Annotated in this window: 14 protein-coding genes; 6 read left to right on the forward strand and 8 right to left on the reverse strand. The window is 49.9% G+C overall.

Features of this window, described 5'->3' with window-relative positions:
• Positions 1–7: 7 nt before the first annotated feature.
• The 4 genes from BM185_RS03585 (at position 8) to yidD (ending at position 2776) form a co-directional block, all read left to right on the forward strand.
• A complete protein-coding gene (locus BM185_RS03585; protein ID WP_091959347.1) occupies positions 8–448 on the forward strand; it encodes a transcriptional repressor in 441 nt (146 codons plus the stop codon).
• Positions 449–477: 29 nt separating this feature from the next.
• Positions 478–1812 carry a dihydroorotase gene (locus BM185_RS03590; protein WP_091959350.1) on the forward strand — a complete coding sequence of 445 codons (1335 nt, stop codon included), beginning with the start codon at positions 478–480 and terminating at the stop codon, positions 1810–1812.
• A gap of 198 nt (positions 1813–2010) precedes the next feature.
• Complete coding sequence (gene hisI / locus BM185_RS03595) at positions 2011–2454, forward strand: phosphoribosyl-AMP cyclohydrolase (protein ID WP_091959353.1); 444 nt, start codon at positions 2011–2013, stop codon at positions 2452–2454.
• A 19-nt stretch (positions 2455–2473) separates the two neighbouring features.
• Complete coding sequence (yidD, locus tag BM185_RS03600) at positions 2474–2776, forward strand: membrane protein insertion efficiency factor YidD (RefSeq protein ID WP_091959356.1); 303 nt, start codon at positions 2474–2476, stop codon at positions 2774–2776.
• Between the two features lie 11 nt (positions 2777–2787).
• On the opposite strand, the gene BM185_RS03605 is transcribed toward yidD, so the two are convergent.
• From BM185_RS03605 to BM185_RS03620, 4 genes are read right to left on the reverse strand one after another with little or no spacing between them, the layout of a single operon-like run.
• Positions 2788–2982, reverse strand: a complete 195-nt coding sequence (locus tag BM185_RS03605) for a hypothetical protein (protein ID WP_143089475.1) — start codon at positions 2980–2982, stop codon at positions 2788–2790.
• 40 nt (positions 2983–3022) lie between these two features.
• Positions 3023–3430: a SufE family protein gene (locus tag BM185_RS03610; protein WP_245751667.1), complete on the reverse strand. Its 408-nt coding sequence runs from the start codon at positions 3428–3430 to the stop codon at positions 3023–3025.
• 20 nt (positions 3431–3450) lie between these two features.
• Entirely contained in the window at positions 3451–3858 is a 408-nt protein-coding gene (locus tag BM185_RS03615; RefSeq protein WP_091959364.1) for a hypothetical protein, read from the reverse strand.
• Between the two features lie 57 nt (positions 3859–3915).
• Positions 3916–5109, reverse strand: coding sequence for a tyrosine-type recombinase/integrase (locus tag BM185_RS03620; protein WP_091959367.1), 1194 nt, complete (start codon positions 5107–5109; stop codon positions 3916–3918).
• A 231-nt stretch (positions 5110–5340) separates the two neighbouring features.
• On the opposite strand from BM185_RS03620, the gene BM185_RS03625 reads away from it, so the two are divergent.
• On the forward strand, positions 5341–6363 hold the full coding sequence (locus BM185_RS03625; protein WP_091959370.1) for a DNA-binding protein: 1023 nt from the start codon (positions 5341–5343) through the stop codon (positions 6361–6363).
• Between the two features lie 6 nt (positions 6364–6369).
• On the opposite strand, the gene BM185_RS03630 is transcribed toward BM185_RS03625, so the two are convergent.
• The 4 genes from BM185_RS03630 to nfuA all read right to left on the reverse strand — a co-directional run bounded on the left by BM185_RS03630 (position 6370) and on the right by nfuA (position 11227).
• The gene (locus tag BM185_RS03630) at positions 6370–6801 is read right to left on the reverse strand and encodes a universal stress protein (RefSeq protein ID WP_091959372.1); all 432 of its coding nucleotides are present in this window, start codon (positions 6799–6801) and stop codon (positions 6370–6372) included.
• Complete coding sequence (locus BM185_RS03635) at positions 6794–9415, reverse strand: TRAP transporter permease (RefSeq protein WP_091959375.1); 2622 nt, start codon at positions 9413–9415, stop codon at positions 6794–6796. Before BM185_RS03635 ends, BM185_RS03630 begins: the two co-directional genes overlap by 8 nt.
• Before the next feature lie 103 nt (positions 9416–9518).
• A complete protein-coding gene (locus tag BM185_RS03640; protein ID WP_091959377.1) occupies positions 9519–10502 on the reverse strand; it encodes a TAXI family TRAP transporter solute-binding subunit in 984 nt (327 codons plus the stop codon).
• Between the two features lie 116 nt (positions 10503–10618).
• The gene (nfuA, locus tag BM185_RS03645) at positions 10619–11227 is read right to left on the reverse strand and encodes a Fe-S biogenesis protein NfuA (protein WP_091959380.1); all 609 of its coding nucleotides are present in this window, start codon (positions 11225–11227) and stop codon (positions 10619–10621) included.
• Between the two features lie 162 nt (positions 11228–11389).
• Here nfuA and metH point away from each other — a divergent pair, with 162 nt between their 5' ends.
• On the forward strand, positions 11390–15088 hold the full coding sequence (metH, locus tag BM185_RS03650) for a methionine synthase (RefSeq protein ID WP_091959914.1): 3699 nt from the start codon (positions 11390–11392) through the stop codon (positions 15086–15088).
• Positions 15089–15092 lie beyond the last annotated feature (4 nt).

A 15092-nucleotide genomic window follows, 5' to 3' on the forward strand; every position in this document is an offset into this window, starting at 1 on the left:
AAAACCAATGAGCCAGCAAGCCGAACACCTAATGGCTGAGGCTGATGAGCTTTGTCTTCGCAAAGGCCTGCGATTAACCCCAACTCGTAGACGTGTTCTTGAACTGATTGTTGACAGCCCTGGTGGCGCCAAGGCTTACGATCTTCTGGATGCCTTAACTGCCGAAAACCCTTCTGCGCGCCCACCCACTATTTATCGAGCAATCGACTTTTTGCTTAGCAATGGATTAATTCACCGTATTGAGTCCCTGAACGCCTATGTCAGCTGCACTTGCCCTGAACATGCTCAGGCTTACCAGCTCCTGATCTGTAAAACCTGCGGCCGGGTGCAAGAGCTCCATGAAGAAGATCTGGACTCTCAGCTGGAGACAGCAGCTAAACGCCAAGGCTTTAAAGTGCACAGAAAAACAATTGAAGTTCACGGTATCTGCCATACTTGTCAGCAATAAAGCCATTCATTTAGTGGAGTAACACCAGCATGCATGACCTCCTGATCACCCAAGCCACCCTGGTTAATGAAGGGCGTCTTCAACAAGCAGATGTCGCGATTAAAGATCAACGGATCGTTAAAATTGGATCCGACCTGACCAGTGAGCCCGCCCACAAGGTTATTGATGCAGCCGGCTTTCACCTGCTGCCGGGTATGATTGACGATCAAGTCCATTTTCGTGAACCAGGTCTGACGCATAAAGGTGATATTGCCACTGAATCAGCAGCAGCCGTCGCCGGTGGCATTACCACCTATATGGAAATGCCCAATGTGAACCCTTTGACCATCAATGCTCAAGCCTTGGAAGACAAGTACACACGGGCTACCGGGCGTTCGCGGGCGAACTTTGCATTTTATTTGGGTGCCAGTAACGACAACCTTGAAGAAATCAAAAACCTCGATCCCCAGGCTGCTTGTGGTATCAAGGTTTTCATGGGCGCTTCTACTGGCAATATGTTGGTCGACAAGCCTGAAATTTTGGAAGCTATTTTTGCGTCGGCACCGATTCTAGTTGCAACCCATTGCGAAGATACACCCATGATCCACGCCAATGAGGAAGCAGCAAAAGATCAATATGGCGAGGAAGTGCCTTTTACTGAACATCCAGCCATCCGTTCAGAAGCCGCCTGCTGGAAATCTTCTTCCTATGCGGTAGAACTGGCCAAAAAGCACGACACACGCCTGCATGTTTTGCATATCACCACAGCTAAGGAGCTAGAACTCTTTGAACCGGGTGACATGCAAGGAAAGCAGATTACTGCTGAGGCCTGTGTTCACCACCTCTGGTTCAGTGAAGAAGACTACCCACGCCTGGGCGCCCAAATCAAATGCAACCCCGCCGTTAAACGCAAAGCTGACCGGGATGCTATTCTGGAAGCCGTGAAAGAAGGTCGTATTGATATTATCGCTACTGACCATGCACCTCACACCTGGGAAGAAAAGCAGGGCACCTACTTCAAGGCACCTGCAGGCCTGCCTCTGGTACAGCATGCGCTGCCCAGCTTAATCGATCACTACCATGCTGGCCGCCTTTCTCTGGAAACTGTCGTCCAGAAAGCTTGCCATAACCCAGCCGAACGCTATCAGGTCAAAGATCGGGGTTACATCCGTGAAGGCTACTTTGCCGATCTGGTACTGGTCGACCTGAAAGGCCAGTCTTTGGTGGATAAGGAAAGCCTGCTTTACAAGTGTGGCTGGTCACCTTTTGAAGGCCATACCTTCAAGAGCAAAATCATCGCAACCCTGGTTAACGGCCAGCTTGCCTATGAAAATGGCCAGTTAAATGACGAGGTATTTGGGCAGCGCCTGACTTTTAATCGCTGATTGCAGGCTTCAGTTGCGCAATTGTGCAAGAGTAGCTGCTGCACCTGAATCCAGACACGCCGTAAATACTTCCCTGTAGGCTCGACTGCCGCTCTCCCTGCGGCAGACGGTCCGGAATTCAGGCACTGCAGCTACTGTCGTAATAAATTAGTTAGGGGGCAAGTAGTGCCTTGTTCCCATGAAATTGAGAATAGATTAATGGCTTCAAACAATCCTTTTTGGAAAGAGCTGGAAAGCGCCGCAACCGGTACACAAAAGCCCTTGGCAGAAGCCTTGGATCAGCTGGCCTTCAATGATCAGGGCTTAATCACAGCAGTGGCCCAGCAAGTTGATACCGGTGAGGTGCTTATGCTGGCCTGGATGAATCGTGAATCCCTGGAGATTACCTTAAAAGAGGGGAGAGCGTGCTATTGGTCGCGGTCTCGCCAGCAACTCTGGCGGAAGGGTGAAAGCTCAGGGCAGGTACAGTGGTTGAAGGAAGTGCGTGTAGACTGTGATGGCGACGCCTTGCTTCTTCTGGTTGATCAACAAGGGCCTGCTTGCCACACGGGTCGACGCAGTTGTTTTTACTTCGATTTGAACGGTGAGCGTATGGAAGTCGTCAAAGAGCCTATGCTTGATCCTGCATCCCTCTATAAATAACAGCTAAAAACACGAAACCATGAGCCGTAAAGAAATTTTGATTAACTGGCTGCTCTTAGTACCCCGCCTTTTGGGCTGGGTGCTTAAGTGCCTTTTTATTGGGCTAGTCCGCTTTTATCAGTATTTTATCAGCCCCTTAAAGCCACCTAGCTGTCGCTTTTACCCAACCTGCTCCAGCTATGCGGTAGAGGCTCTTCAGGTACACGGCCCTATTAAAGGGCTTTGGCTGACTCTTAAGAGAGTAGGGAAGTGCCACCCTATGCATCCGGGTGGAATAGACTTGGTACCCGAAAAAAAAGCACGCAAATGTGGCTGTAGTTAAAGCCCGAGCTTTTAACGCTCTTCAGGAATTTCTTGCAGCTTTTTCAACAGGATATCGGCAGAACGAACCGCACTATCGGCCATCACATCCGCGCTGGCATCATGAATGAAGTTCTTTTCAGCAGTGCTTGCCAAGCCCTGCATAATCATTGCAGCGATCATTTCCCGTTTGCTTAAACTGCTGCCATTGGCTTCATAGCTCATCATCCTTCTCCTTCTTTATGTCTTTAATGCAGCTTAGCCCAGATTATTGGGCTTTGGCGAGCGCAAAAATTCTTTCCAGCATGGCATGCAGACCATTGCTTCGGGTTGGGCTCAAATGCTTGTCCAGACCCAGCTCTTTCAGAAATTCTGGTGGTGTATTAAGGATTTCTTCTGAAGTCCGATCACTGTAGATACGCAACAGAATCGCGATCAGTCCGGAAACGATAGCCGCGTCACTAATTGCATCCAGATGAATGCGACCATCACGAATGTCAGGCCGTATCCAAACCTGAGACTGGCAGCCTTCAATTATATATTCGGCTGTTTTCCACTCATCAGGAAAAGCAGGCAGGGCCTTACCCAAATCAATGATGTACTGGTAGCGATCCATCCAGTTATCAAACATCTCAAACTCTTCCAACAGCTCCTGCTGGGCTTCTTGTGCACTCACGAATCTCTGGCTCCTAAAATTCAGTTATCATCGACACGTCTGACTTCCAGACGCTCACTGCTGGCAATGCGAATTTGCTGGCCATCCCGGGTGGTAAAGCGGTTTTCATCCAGGTCTTTTTTATAAACCTTGTAGGTTTCCCGGCTGTCACTCGCCGGATTCACCAGAGTCACTTCTAACAGGGTGTGTTTATCGCGCCAGTCATAGATGGCATAGCCGCCACTGGCCAAGAGAGCCGCCGTGACCAGAGCAATCACCAGGGCCTTTACCGGAACCGGTGGCTTTTGACTGGACGCTGGCAAAGCGGAAGCTCTTGAGCGTGAAGTGACCTGGCGGTCTTCATTTACCTGCTTGATACGTTGTTGGTGCCGCCACCAGATGTAAAAAACTCCAATGACCAGCCCGGTAATCAGTAATTGTCCCAGCATTGTGAATCCTGGTAGCTTTAAAGCCGCCCAGTTTAGCAGATTTTAGGCTATCACTGGCTATTCCTCTGCCCAAGGAGCCTGCCAATCCTGCTTGCGATTTTGTTCCTGCCAGGCTTCCTCTTCTTCATGCATATAAATGCGGGTGGTCGCCAGGCTGGCATGACGGGCATTGCGGGCAAGAAAGCGTAACTCCACCCCAGCATCAGCCTGGTGGGTAATCGAAGTGTGCCGAAACCAGTGAGTACTGGTCTTTGCCAGGCGCTCGGCGATTTCCGGGTTGCTGGTGGCGAAGGCACGACTAGCTTCATCGGTTAAGTCTTTCATGGTGCGGTAAATCATATTGGCACTAATGCCTTTGTTGCCCTTGAGATCACGTACTACAGGGCTATCATCCTCGCCAGAGGGCAGGGGAGGTAGATCCAAAAACTCACGATAACGCTTCAAAGCAGCAATCAGTGCTTCACTGACCGGAATTTCTGCATACTTCTGCCCTTTGCCCTCAACGGCCCACCACCAATTGCCCCGACGCTGGAAAAAATCATTCATACGCGCCTGAGCCACTTCATGAACCCTTGGAGCCAGCAGGTACAGAAAGGCCAGCAATAAGCGCCAACGTTCCAGCTGCTTTTGACGTTTGGGGCTATCCACCGGCTGGTGTTGAAGATAGTCGACCAGTGCTTCCCAGGTTTCATGATCCAAATGCCTTTCTCTGATCTGGCGTCCGTCCTGACGGATTTCTTTTTGACGTATCAAGGCCAGCGGATTACCAGCCAGGTAACCCGCAGCATGCAAATACTGAAAAAGGCCGCGCAGTATGCGCAAGGCATGCTGTTGGCTGGTTAGATTCAAGCCACCCTGAAAAGGCCGCCACTGGGGACTATGACGAGGTGCCCGGCCATGGCCACACCAGCGTGCCGCTGGCTGGGGGTCCTTCAAAAACTGTTGGTAATCCGCCAGGTCCTGACGATTCAGGCTGGAAAAAGCTTTGCCTTTTTCCAGCCAACACCAAAGCAACAGCCTTTCCGCTTCTTTGCGATAGGTACGAAAGGTTTGTGGCTGGTTTTGGTATTCCACCAACCAGGATTGAACAGCCTCCAGATCAGTTCGTGCATTGATCTGACAAATCTGGGTTGCTGGCGGCCGATTTTCACCAAAACGGCCGTTGAGTTCATCCGGCAGTTCGGGCAAGCGCTCCAGTGGTGCCAGAGGCAAAACGGGCTGTTCTTGAGTGGTATCTGGATAACTGGGCATTTTCGGGCACATCCTAAAGCCTGGGTTTCAGCCATTTTATCTGTAATTTTTGACCCATACCAGCATTCATGATAATTAGGGTTATCATGAATATAATAATTATTTCGTATCGAATTTTACATTTTACGTAATACGTAATAATATCTATCCAATGTTACTTCAGAGCAATTGGTGGCAGACCCCCTGCTCAGCTCTACAAAATAAGATGCTACGAAATCCAGGAGACTCAAGATGGCTAGAAAAGGTGTCGAATACCAAGAAGTCGTTGCAGCTATTCATCACCTGCAACGTCAGGGAGAAAACCCAACCGTTCAGCGCATTCGTGAGTATCTGGGTACGGGTAGCTTTACAACGCTGAGCGAACATCTCAGAAGCTGGCGTGACAACCAACGTGAAGCCAGCGCACTTCAACAGGACGCCCAGGAGCTACCCGATGAACTCCTGGCTTTAACGCAAAAGCTTTGGGAAGCCGCCTGCGAACAGGCCGATATCAAGTTGGTTAAGTACCAAGAGGAAGCGGATGGCGAGGTACGCAAAGCCTTGGCTGAAAAGCACCAGGCTCTGGAACAAGCTCAGCTGAGCGAGGAAAAAAACCTGTTGCTGGACCAAAAGAACAATCAGCTACTACAAGAAAGCCGCCAACAGGCCGGCCAAATCAGTCGCCTGGAAGAACAATTAAATCAACGCGCTCAGGAGCTGGAAAAAGCCCTAGCGGAGCAACAGCAACAAGAAAAAGAACTGGCAGCCAGTAAACACCTCCTGGCTCAACGCCAGGAAGAACACCAACAAGCACTTAAAGATATGGAAAGAGAGCACCAAAAAGTGCTGAAGCAGGAGCAAGAGCGCAATGAAGCCAACCAGCAGCGCTGGTTACAGGAAGTGGACTTGGCCCGCCAGCAGACCCGAGACCTTCAGGAAGAATACCAACGGGAACGCCAGCAATGGCAGCAACAAGAAAAGCGACTGTTGGCTGAAAACCAGCACCAAGAAAACGCACGGAAAGAACTTGAACAAAGCTACGCTCAGCTTTCACAGCGCAACCAACAACACCAAGAGCAGTTAGCACTTATACAACAGGAAAGGCAGGAACTAGCCCGTGAAAAAGCCAACACACAGGAAAGACTGGAAGTCCTTCAGCGTGAAGAACGTGGGCTTCGACAGAAGCTCGAAGAAAAGAACCAACAGCTCCAACAACTTGAAGAGAGCTTAAAGCAAGCAAAGGAGAGGCACACCTCCCCTTTGATCATGACTTAAACCTGGCTACTGACGTATCACCATAACTGAGACTTCTGCCCTTTCCACCACGCGGGCAGCTGTGGAGCCCAGAAAGAAGCGTTCTACAGCCTTGGGTCCGTGGCTGGGGATGACGATCAGATCGGCATGAATACGCTTAGCTTCTTTAAGGATCTGCTTGTAAGGCTTGCCTTCCACAGCCCTTAATTTGACTTCCAGGCCTTCAAGAATATGAGGTTCAACTAGGTCATGTAACTGCTGATAGATAGCAGCCAGTGCCTTATCCATATCCTGACGGGGAAAATAGCTGGCGACGACCGGTGAGCCAAACCCAGGCAGTACAGTTAATAAGTGCAATACAGCCTGATGGCTGGCAGCCAATTCAACAGCCGCTTCTATAGCTTTTAACGACTCTTTGCCTTCGCTAATATCCACGGGCAACAGGATTCGTTTAAACATGGTTAACCTCCTGATCCTTTCGTGGATGCGAACCACCTTGGCGCTGAATGCGCTTAACCTGCAACCAGGCAATCAGACCCAGCAAGAATAGTGGCGGCAATAGCATCCACTCCTTGGCAGGCCGGTCAAGCTCACGTTCAATGGCGGTAATTTCCCAACCAAAATCTATGCCTAAACTTTCCGCAGGAGAACCCCAAGTCACCATATCGACTTCCACTTGATCATCAAAGATAGAGAGTATTAAGCCCGCTTCTTCAAGGCGCTGGTTACCAGGTGCAGCTTCACCCAAAGGCAAAAGCACCACCTTGCTAACCTCTCGGCCATCCAGGCTTTCACCCGAGACCCAAACCCTTAAACCCCGGTTTTCAGGAATCTGTTCAGCCGCTTCAACAATTTGACTTGCCGGAAGTTTTTCAATGGGTGGATAAACCATGTCCCACCAAAAGCCGGGCCGGAAAAGGGTAAAGGCAATCAGTAACATCGCCAAAGTTTCCCAGACCCGATTGCGGGTTAACCACCAATGCTGGGTTGCCGCAGCAAAAACCAGTATCGCCACAGTGGCTCCAAAGACAACCGTGACAAAGTGGAAAATATTATGGATATCAATCAACAGTAAGTTGGTATTAAAGATAAACATAAAGGGCAGAATAGCTGTGCGGATGTCATAGGCAAAGCCTTGCACACCGGTTTTGATAGGATCTGCTTTGGCAACTGCAGCAGCAGCGTAGGCAGCCAAACCCACTGGCGGCGTATCGTCAGCCAGTATCCCAAAATAGAAAACAAACAAGTGCACAGCGATGAGTGGTACCAAAAGACCGTTTTGAGCACCCAATTCAACCACCACTGGCGCCATCAAAGTTGAAACCACGATATAGTTGGCGGTAGTTGGCAGGCCCAGCCCCAGTATCAGGCTGATTAAAGCAGTAAAGATCAGAATCAACATCAAGCTGCCGCCAGAAATAAACTCAACAAAATCGGTCATTACCAGACCTATACCGGTCAGCGTGACTGTGCCTACGACAATACCCGCAGCAGCAGTTGCTACACCGATACCGATCATATTCTGGGCACCCTTGACCAAGCCATGAAAAAGATCTTCAAAGCCTTCTCGAACTGCTGTGAAGTAATTTTTATCTGAATGCTCGCCGCGCTTTTTGCGAAAAAAGGTTTGCAGAGGCTTCTGGGTGACTACAATGAAAATCATGAAGATAGTCGCCCAAAAAGCTGCCATGCCAGGTGAGAAGCGCTCTACAGCCAAACACCATACGAGCACAACTACGGGTAGTAAAAAATAAAGACCCGATTTAACAGTGGGTCCTACTTCAGGTAACTCTGTAATCGCTGCACTAGAGTCGTCCAGTTTCAGCTCAGGGAAGCGGCAAGAATAGGCCACCAAAGCAATGTAAGCGATAAGGGTCAGCGAGAGAACTATGGCCAGAGCCCAATCACCAAAAACAATTTTTAACCAGCCAATGCTGTAATAAACCACCAGTGTCAAGATGCAAAGCCCCAGGATAGTGCCAATAAAGCTGGTCAAACTCTGGGCCAAAGTTGGCTTATAGCGCCTGGGAAGACCTAGCATATTGGCTTTACAGGCTTCCAGGTGGACGATATAAATCAAAGCAATATAAGAAATCAGGGCAGGCAAAATAGCGTGTTTAATAACATCCAGGTAAGGAATGCCAACATATTCCACCATCAGAAAGGCAGCAGCACCCATAATTGGAGGTGTTAGCTGACCATTGGTAGAAGAAGCTACTTCTACAGCACCGGCTTTGGTTGCCGGAAAGCCTACCCGCTTCATCAGCGGAATCGTAAAAGTACCTGTGGTCACCACATTAGCTATGGAAGAACCGGAAATAATCCCCGACATCCCCGAGGCAACCACGGCTGCCTTGGCGGGTCCGCCACGCATGTGGCCGAGCATAGAAAAGGCTACCTTGATAAAATAGTTACCGGCCCCCGCCCTTTCCAGCAAGGCACCAAAGAGTACGAACAGGAAAACGAAACTTGCCGAAACACCGATGGCAACGCCAAACACCCCTTCTGAAGTTAACCACTGATGTGAGAGAAGGCGTTCGAGACTGGCACCCCGGTGCGAAATGACTTCTGGGAAATAAGGGCCAAAATAGGTGTAAATCAGGAAAACACCGGCGACCACCATGAGGGGCGGACCTAAGGCTCTACGCGTAGCTTCCAGCAACAGCAGCATGCCGACACCGGCAAACACTAAATCCGTAGTAATAGGAATGCCTGGGCGAGTAGACAAAGCATCATAGGCCCAGACCAGATAAAGTGCTGAAAGCGCGCCGCCAATTGCAAACAACCAGTCATGCCAAGGAATACGGCTTTGCGGTGAACGTTTGAATGCGGGATAAACCAGAAAAGCCAGGAAAATGGCAAAAGCCAAGTGAATGGGCCTGGCAAAGGAAGAACTCATAAGTGACAAAGGAGAGGCATACCAAAGCTGGAAAAGCGACCAGCTTAGAGCAACAAGAAGGATCAATTTACCCGAAAGACCTGATGGGTAGCGTGAACCACTTTCTGTTTCCAACAGGCGTTTGGTTTCCTTGTCCTCATCAATACTGATGGATTTTCCCTGTTGATCAGTCATGAATATTTTCCTCTACCAACATAAAAATGCCAGCTAAATCAAATTGATTAGCTGGCATGGGTTTTAGCGATCGTTAGACTTTTTCCCTTACAGGAAAAAGCAATTATTCTAGCAAACCGGCTTCACGGTAATAGCGCTCAGCACCTGGATGCAAAGGTGCAGAAAGGCCAGCAGAGACCATGTCTTCTTTGCTTAGAGCCGAAAAAGCAGGGTGTAGGCGGGTGAAGGTCTCAAAATTATCAAAAACGGCCTTAACTAGCTGATATACCTGCTCTTCAGGTGTATTAATTGTGGTAACAAGAGTCGCTGCCACACCAAAGGTTTCCACATCATTCGGGTTACCGGTGTACTCACCACCAGGAATGGTTGCCCGGCGATAATAGGGGTAACGCTCCAGCATCTGATCAACGTAGTCACCGCGAACATTCACCAAACGGCTATCGCAACTACTAGTAGCTTCCTTGATAGCACCGCTGGGGTGACCAACCACATAAATCATTGCATCGATGCGGTTATCACAGAGAGCAGAAGACATTTCAGCGGCGCGCAGATCTGATGCCTGAGAATAAATACTCATGCTCTGACCACGCAGGCGCTGCATTTGCTCAACAGTCGATCGCTGACCTGAGCCTGGGTTGCCGACATTAACACGCTTGCCTTCAAGATCATCAAACTCTTTGGCATTGGCATCCGCACGGGCAACAACGGTAAAGGCTTCAGGATGGATAGAGAAAACAGCTCTCAGCTCTTCATAAGGGCCTGCATCACTGAACTGAGCTTCACCATGGTAAGAGTTAAACTGGACATCGGACTGCACCACACCAAAATCCAGCTCACCAGCTCGGATAGTATTCACGTTATAAGCTGAACCCCCAGTACTTTCTACTGAGCAACGAATACCATGATCACTGCGGTTACGGTTCACTAAACGACAAATGGCGCCACCGGTAGGATAGTAAACCCCGGTAACACCACCTGTACCTATAGTAATAAAGCTTTGATTCGCAACGGCTGTACCGCTGAAAGAAGCCAGTCCCAGTCCTGCTGTGACAGCTGCCGCTGCCAGGGTCACTTTTAGCCTTGACATCCTCTACTCTCCTGAATGGTTTTTCTTTTAATTAAAATAGTCTACGTTGCCTAGCAACATCGACTACCTTCCTAAATTTAGGCAGAAAACTTAACCCTGTCAAAGAGATAAACAGATTATTTGTAGTAGGCGTTTTCCTTGACCGTATGGTCAGTCACGTCACGAATGCCTTTTAATTCCGGCAAACGCTCCAGCAGTGTTCTTTCCACGCCATCTTTCAGTGTTAAATCAACAGCTGAACAACCCTGACACCCACCACCAAACTGAAGCACAGCAACATTATCATCGGTTAGCTCAATCAATTTGATTTCACCGCCGTGAGCAGCCAAACCTGGATTGATGTCACTATAAAGAATGTAGTTGATTTGATCACCTAAAGGACTGTCTTTGCTAACCTTGGGCATCTTGGCATTGGGTGCCTTGATGGTCAGCTGTCCACCCATACGATCCGGGTTGAAGTCAACCACGGCTTCATCCAGAAAAGGAACGCTGTTTTTTTCCAGGAAAACTTTAATTTTTTCCAGCTCAACCAGCTGATCCGTTGCTTCTTCTTCGCCTGGTCGGCAATAGGCCAGACAGGTCTCGGCATAAGGCGTGCCGGGTTGAGTGATGAAAACTCTAACGCCCATATCTGCAACTTCTTGTTTCGCCAAAAGCTCTGCCAAGTAGTTTTCAGCAGATTCAGTGATTTCCAGAGGCTTGCTGGGGGCTTCTACATCGCTCATATAACTATTCACTCACTCTAAATACAGGATAGATATCTGCATCTTAGTCAAACTCAGCGCTCAGGACAATACCCTAGTCTTTTTGTCGGTCTTTTTCTCTCACCTGAAGGTGTTGTTTTTGCTAGAATGGCGCAAATTTTTCTGTCGGAGTTGCACACCCCCATGAACACCCCTGCCCTCGCTCGTCTGGACACTCTCTATCAAGCTTTGCAAGAACGCCTGGTTATCCTGGATGGCGGTATGGGTACCCTGATCCAGAATCAAAAACTGACTGAAGAAGAGTACCGCGGTGAACGCTTTGCTGATTGGCACCAGGACCTGAAGGGTAACAATGATCTACTGGTGTTGACTCAGCCAGACCTGATTCGTGATCTGCATGGTCAGTACCTGGCTGCGGGTGCTGACATTATTGAAACCAATACCTTCAACTCGACTCGCTTGTCTCAAGCCGACTATGACATGCAGGAACTGACGGTTGAACTGAATGAAGCCGGTGCCCGAGTTGCGCGGGAAGCTGCTGATGCCTACTCAACACCCGACAGGCCACGCTTTGTTGCTGGGGTGGTGGGGCCTACCAGTCGCACGGCTTCCATCTCACCGGATGTAAATGATCCTGGCTATCGCAATATTAGCTTTGATGGCTTGGTCGAGAACTATATTGAAGCCACCGAAGCCTTGATTCGTGGCGGTGCTGATCTGATTCTGCTGGAAACTATTTTTGATACCCTGAATGCCAAGGCAGCGGTTTTTGCTGTACAGGAGGTTTTCTACCGCCAGGGTTATGAACTGCCGATTATGATCTCCGGCACCATTACTGATGCCTCCGGGCGCACCCTGTCTGGCCAGACCACCGAAGCCTTCTGGAACAGCCTGCGCCATGCCAAGCCCCTGTCCATTGGTCTGAATTGTGCCCTGGGCGCTGAAGACCTGCGCCCCTATATCGAAGAACTTTCCCGGATTGCCGACACCCATGTTTCCGCTCACCCCAATGCGGGTTTACCCAATGAGTTTGGTGAATATGATCAAAGCCCGGAAGAAATGGCAGCCATATTGCGTGAATTTGCCCAATCCGGTCTGATGAATATCATCGGTGGCTGCTGTGGTTCCACACCAGAGCATATTCGTGCCGTGGCAGATGCTGTAGCCGACTGCCCACCGCGCAAAATTCCGGAAATTCCGAAAGCCTGTCGCCTGTCCGGCCTGGAACCCTTCAATATCCGTTCCGATTCGCTGTTTGTAAATGTCGGGGAAAGAACCAATGTCACCGGTTCAGCCCGTTTCAAGCGCCTGATTTTGGAAGAGGATTACACCACCGCTCTGGAAGTAGCGCTGGAGCAGGTGGAAAACGGTGCCCAGATCATTGATATCAATATGGATGAGGGGATGCTGGACTCCGAAGGTGCCATGGTGCGCTTTTTGAACCTGATTGCCGGAGAGCCGGATATCTCCCGTGTGCCCATCATGCTGGATTCTTCCAAATGGCCGATTCTGGAAGCAGGTCTTAAGTGCGTGCAGGGCAAGCCCATTGTCAACTCTCTCTCCATGAAAGAAGGCGAGGAAGCCTTTCGTGAGCAAGCACGCCTGTGCATGCGCTATGGCGCCGCAATTATCGTCATGGCCTTTGATGAAGAAGGCCAGGCGGATACTTTTGAGCGCAAAATTGAAATTTGTGAACGCGCCTATCGTTTGCTGGTTGATGAAATCGGCTTTCCCGCTGAAGACATCATCTTTGACCCCAATATTTTTGCCATTGCCACCGGGATTGAAGAACACAACAACTATGGTGTTGATTTTATTCAGGCCACCGAGTGGATTCACAAGAACCTGCCCCATGCCCTGATTTCTGGTGGCGTATCCAATGTTTCCTTCTCCTTCCGGGGTAACAATCCGGTACGTGAAGCCATTCACTCGGTATTTCTCTACCATGCCATCAAGGCCGGTATGACCATGGGTATCGTCAATGCTGGTCAGCTGGCTGTCTATGATGACTTGCCTGCCGAACTACGTGAAGCCGTGGAAGATGTGGTTCTTAATCGCCGCGATGATGGCACTGAGCGGCTGCTGGATCTGGCTGAAAAATACCGGGGCGATGGCAAGGCTGCGGAAAAGAAAGAAGATCTGGAATGGCGCAGCCTGCCGGTTAACAAAAGAATTGCCCACTCGCTGGTGAAAGGCATTACCGCCTTTATTGATGAAGATATCGAAGAAGCACGCCAGGCGGCTGAGCGCCCCATTCATGTCATTGAAGGGCCACTGATGGATGGCATGAATATCGTCGGTGACCTCTTTGGTGAGGGCAAGATGTTCCTGCCTCAAGTCGTCAAATCCGCTCGAGTCATGAAACAGGCCGTGGCCATCCTGATTCCTTATATCGAAGCGGAAAAATCAGGTGAGGTGCAGACCAAGGGCAAAATCCTGATGGCCACGGTGAAAGGCGATGTCCATGATATCGGCAAAAACATCGTAGGCGTCGTTCTTCAATGCAACAACTATGAAGTGGTTGATCTGGGCGTGATGGTGCCTGCCGACAAGATCCTCAAGGTCGCGCGGGAAGAAAAGGTCGATATCATTGGCCTGTCCGGTTTGATCACCCCATCGCTGGATGAAATGGTTAATGTCGCCAAGGAAATGCAACGCCAGGGCTTTGACATTCCCCTGATGATTGGCGGGGCAACCACTTCCAAGGCCCATACTGCAGTTAAAATCGACCCCCAGTACGATGAAGCCGTGGTCTATGTCAGCGATGCCTCCCGTGCGGTAGGCGTGGCCAGCAACCTGCTATCCAAAGAGTTAAAGCCCGGCTTTATGGCCAAAACCAAGGAAGACTATGATGCGGTGCGCGAACGTCAGAGTAAGCGCAAAACCAAAGCGGCCACCTATGATTACGCTCAAGCGGTTGAGCATAAACTGCCAGTGGATTTCCAGGCAGAAGCCCCTGTTAAACCTCACTTTACCGGCGTCAAAGCCTTTGATGACTACCCACTGGAAGAATTGATCGAGCGAATTGACTGGACACCCTTCTTTATCAGCTGGAATCTAGTCGGCAAGTACCCCGCGATTTTTGAAGACAAGATTGTCGGTGAAGAAGCCAAAAAGCTCTTTGCTGATGCCCAGGAAATGCTCAAGGAGTTGGTTGCAGGTAAAAAACTCAAGGCCCGCGGTGTCATTGGGCTCTGGCCTGCCAACGCTGTGGATCAGGATGCTCTGGAAGTCTATGCTGATGAAAGCCGCACTCAGATCATTAAGCGCCTGACCCACCTACGCCAACAAACCCCGGACAAAAATGGCTACTGTAAATCCCTGGCTGACTTTGTTGCACCCAAGGATTCAGGGATTCCGGATTGGATTGGCGGTTTTGCAGTCACTGCGGGTATCGGCGCTGAGGAGCTGGCTAAAGAGTACGAAGCGCAAAATGATGACTACCGCGCTATCATGGTTAAAGCCCTGGCCGACCGTATGGCGGAAGCCTTTGCTGAGCGCATGCATGAACGGGTCCGGAAAGAATTCTGGGGCTACGCTGCCGATGAGCAACTGGATAACACCCAGTTGATTAAAGAGGCCTATCAAGGCATTCGCCCTGCTCCAGGTTATCCGGCCTGCCCTGATCATACTGAAAAAGAACAACTCTTTGAGCTGCTGGATGCAACTCAGCACACCAGCCTGGAATTGACCGAAAGCTTTGCCATGTATCCAACTGCTGCAGTCTCGGGTTGGTATTTTGCCCATCCACAGAGCAAATACTTCAATCTGGGCAAAATCACCAAGGATCAGGTCGAAGCCGCCGCGAAAAGCAAACAAATGTCGGTTAAAGAGTTGGAGCGCTGGTTGATGCCAGTACTTGGCTATGACCCAGACCGCTAGGCTT

The organism is Marinospirillum celere (assembly GCF_900112235.1).
GTDB classification, from domain to species: domain Bacteria; phylum Pseudomonadota; class Gammaproteobacteria; order Pseudomonadales; family Halomonadaceae; genus Marinospirillum; species Marinospirillum celere.

Bases quoted from the DNA above. Each gene is read 5' to 3' on its own strand.
- BM185_RS03630 (WP_091959372.1), bottom strand. From the start codon at position 6,801: ATGTTTAAACGAATCCTGTTGCCCGTGGATATTAGCGAAGGCAAAGAG.
- BM185_RS03625 (WP_091959370.1), top strand. From the start codon at position 5,341: ATGGCTAGAAAAGGTGTCGAATACCAAGAAGTCGTTGCAGCTATTCAT.
- metH (WP_091959914.1), top strand. From the start codon at position 11,390: ATGAACACCCCTGCCCTCGCTCGTCTGGACACTCTCTATCAAGCTTTG.
- BM185_RS03635 (WP_091959375.1), bottom strand. From the start codon at position 9,415: ATGACTGATCAACAGGGAAAATCCATCAGTATTGATGAGGACAAGGAA.
- BM185_RS03590 (WP_091959350.1), top strand. From the start codon at position 478: ATGCATGACCTCCTGATCACCCAAGCCACCCTGGTTAATGAAGGGCGT.
- yidD (WP_091959356.1), top strand. From the start codon at position 2,474: ATGAGCCGTAAAGAAATTTTGATTAACTGGCTGCTCTTAGTACCCCGC.
- BM185_RS03615 (WP_091959364.1), bottom strand. From the start codon at position 3,858: ATGCTGGGACAATTACTGATTACCGGGCTGGTCATTGGAGTTTTTTAC.
- BM185_RS03605 (WP_143089475.1), bottom strand. From the start codon at position 2,982: ATGATGAGCTATGAAGCCAATGGCAGCAGTTTAAGCAAACGGGAAATG.
- BM185_RS03585 (WP_091959347.1), top strand. From the start codon at position 8: ATGAGCCAGCAAGCCGAACACCTAATGGCTGAGGCTGATGAGCTTTGT.
- BM185_RS03620 (WP_091959367.1), bottom strand. From the start codon at position 5,109: ATGCCCAGTTATCCAGATACCACTCAAGAACAGCCCGTTTTGCCTCTG.
- nfuA (WP_091959380.1), bottom strand. From the start codon at position 11,227: ATGAGCGATGTAGAAGCCCCCAGCAAGCCTCTGGAAATCACTGAATCT.
- BM185_RS03640 (WP_091959377.1), bottom strand. From the start codon at position 10,502: ATGTCAAGGCTAAAAGTGACCCTGGCAGCGGCAGCTGTCACAGCAGGA.
- hisI (WP_091959353.1), top strand. From the start codon at position 2,011: ATGGCTTCAAACAATCCTTTTTGGAAAGAGCTGGAAAGCGCCGCAACC.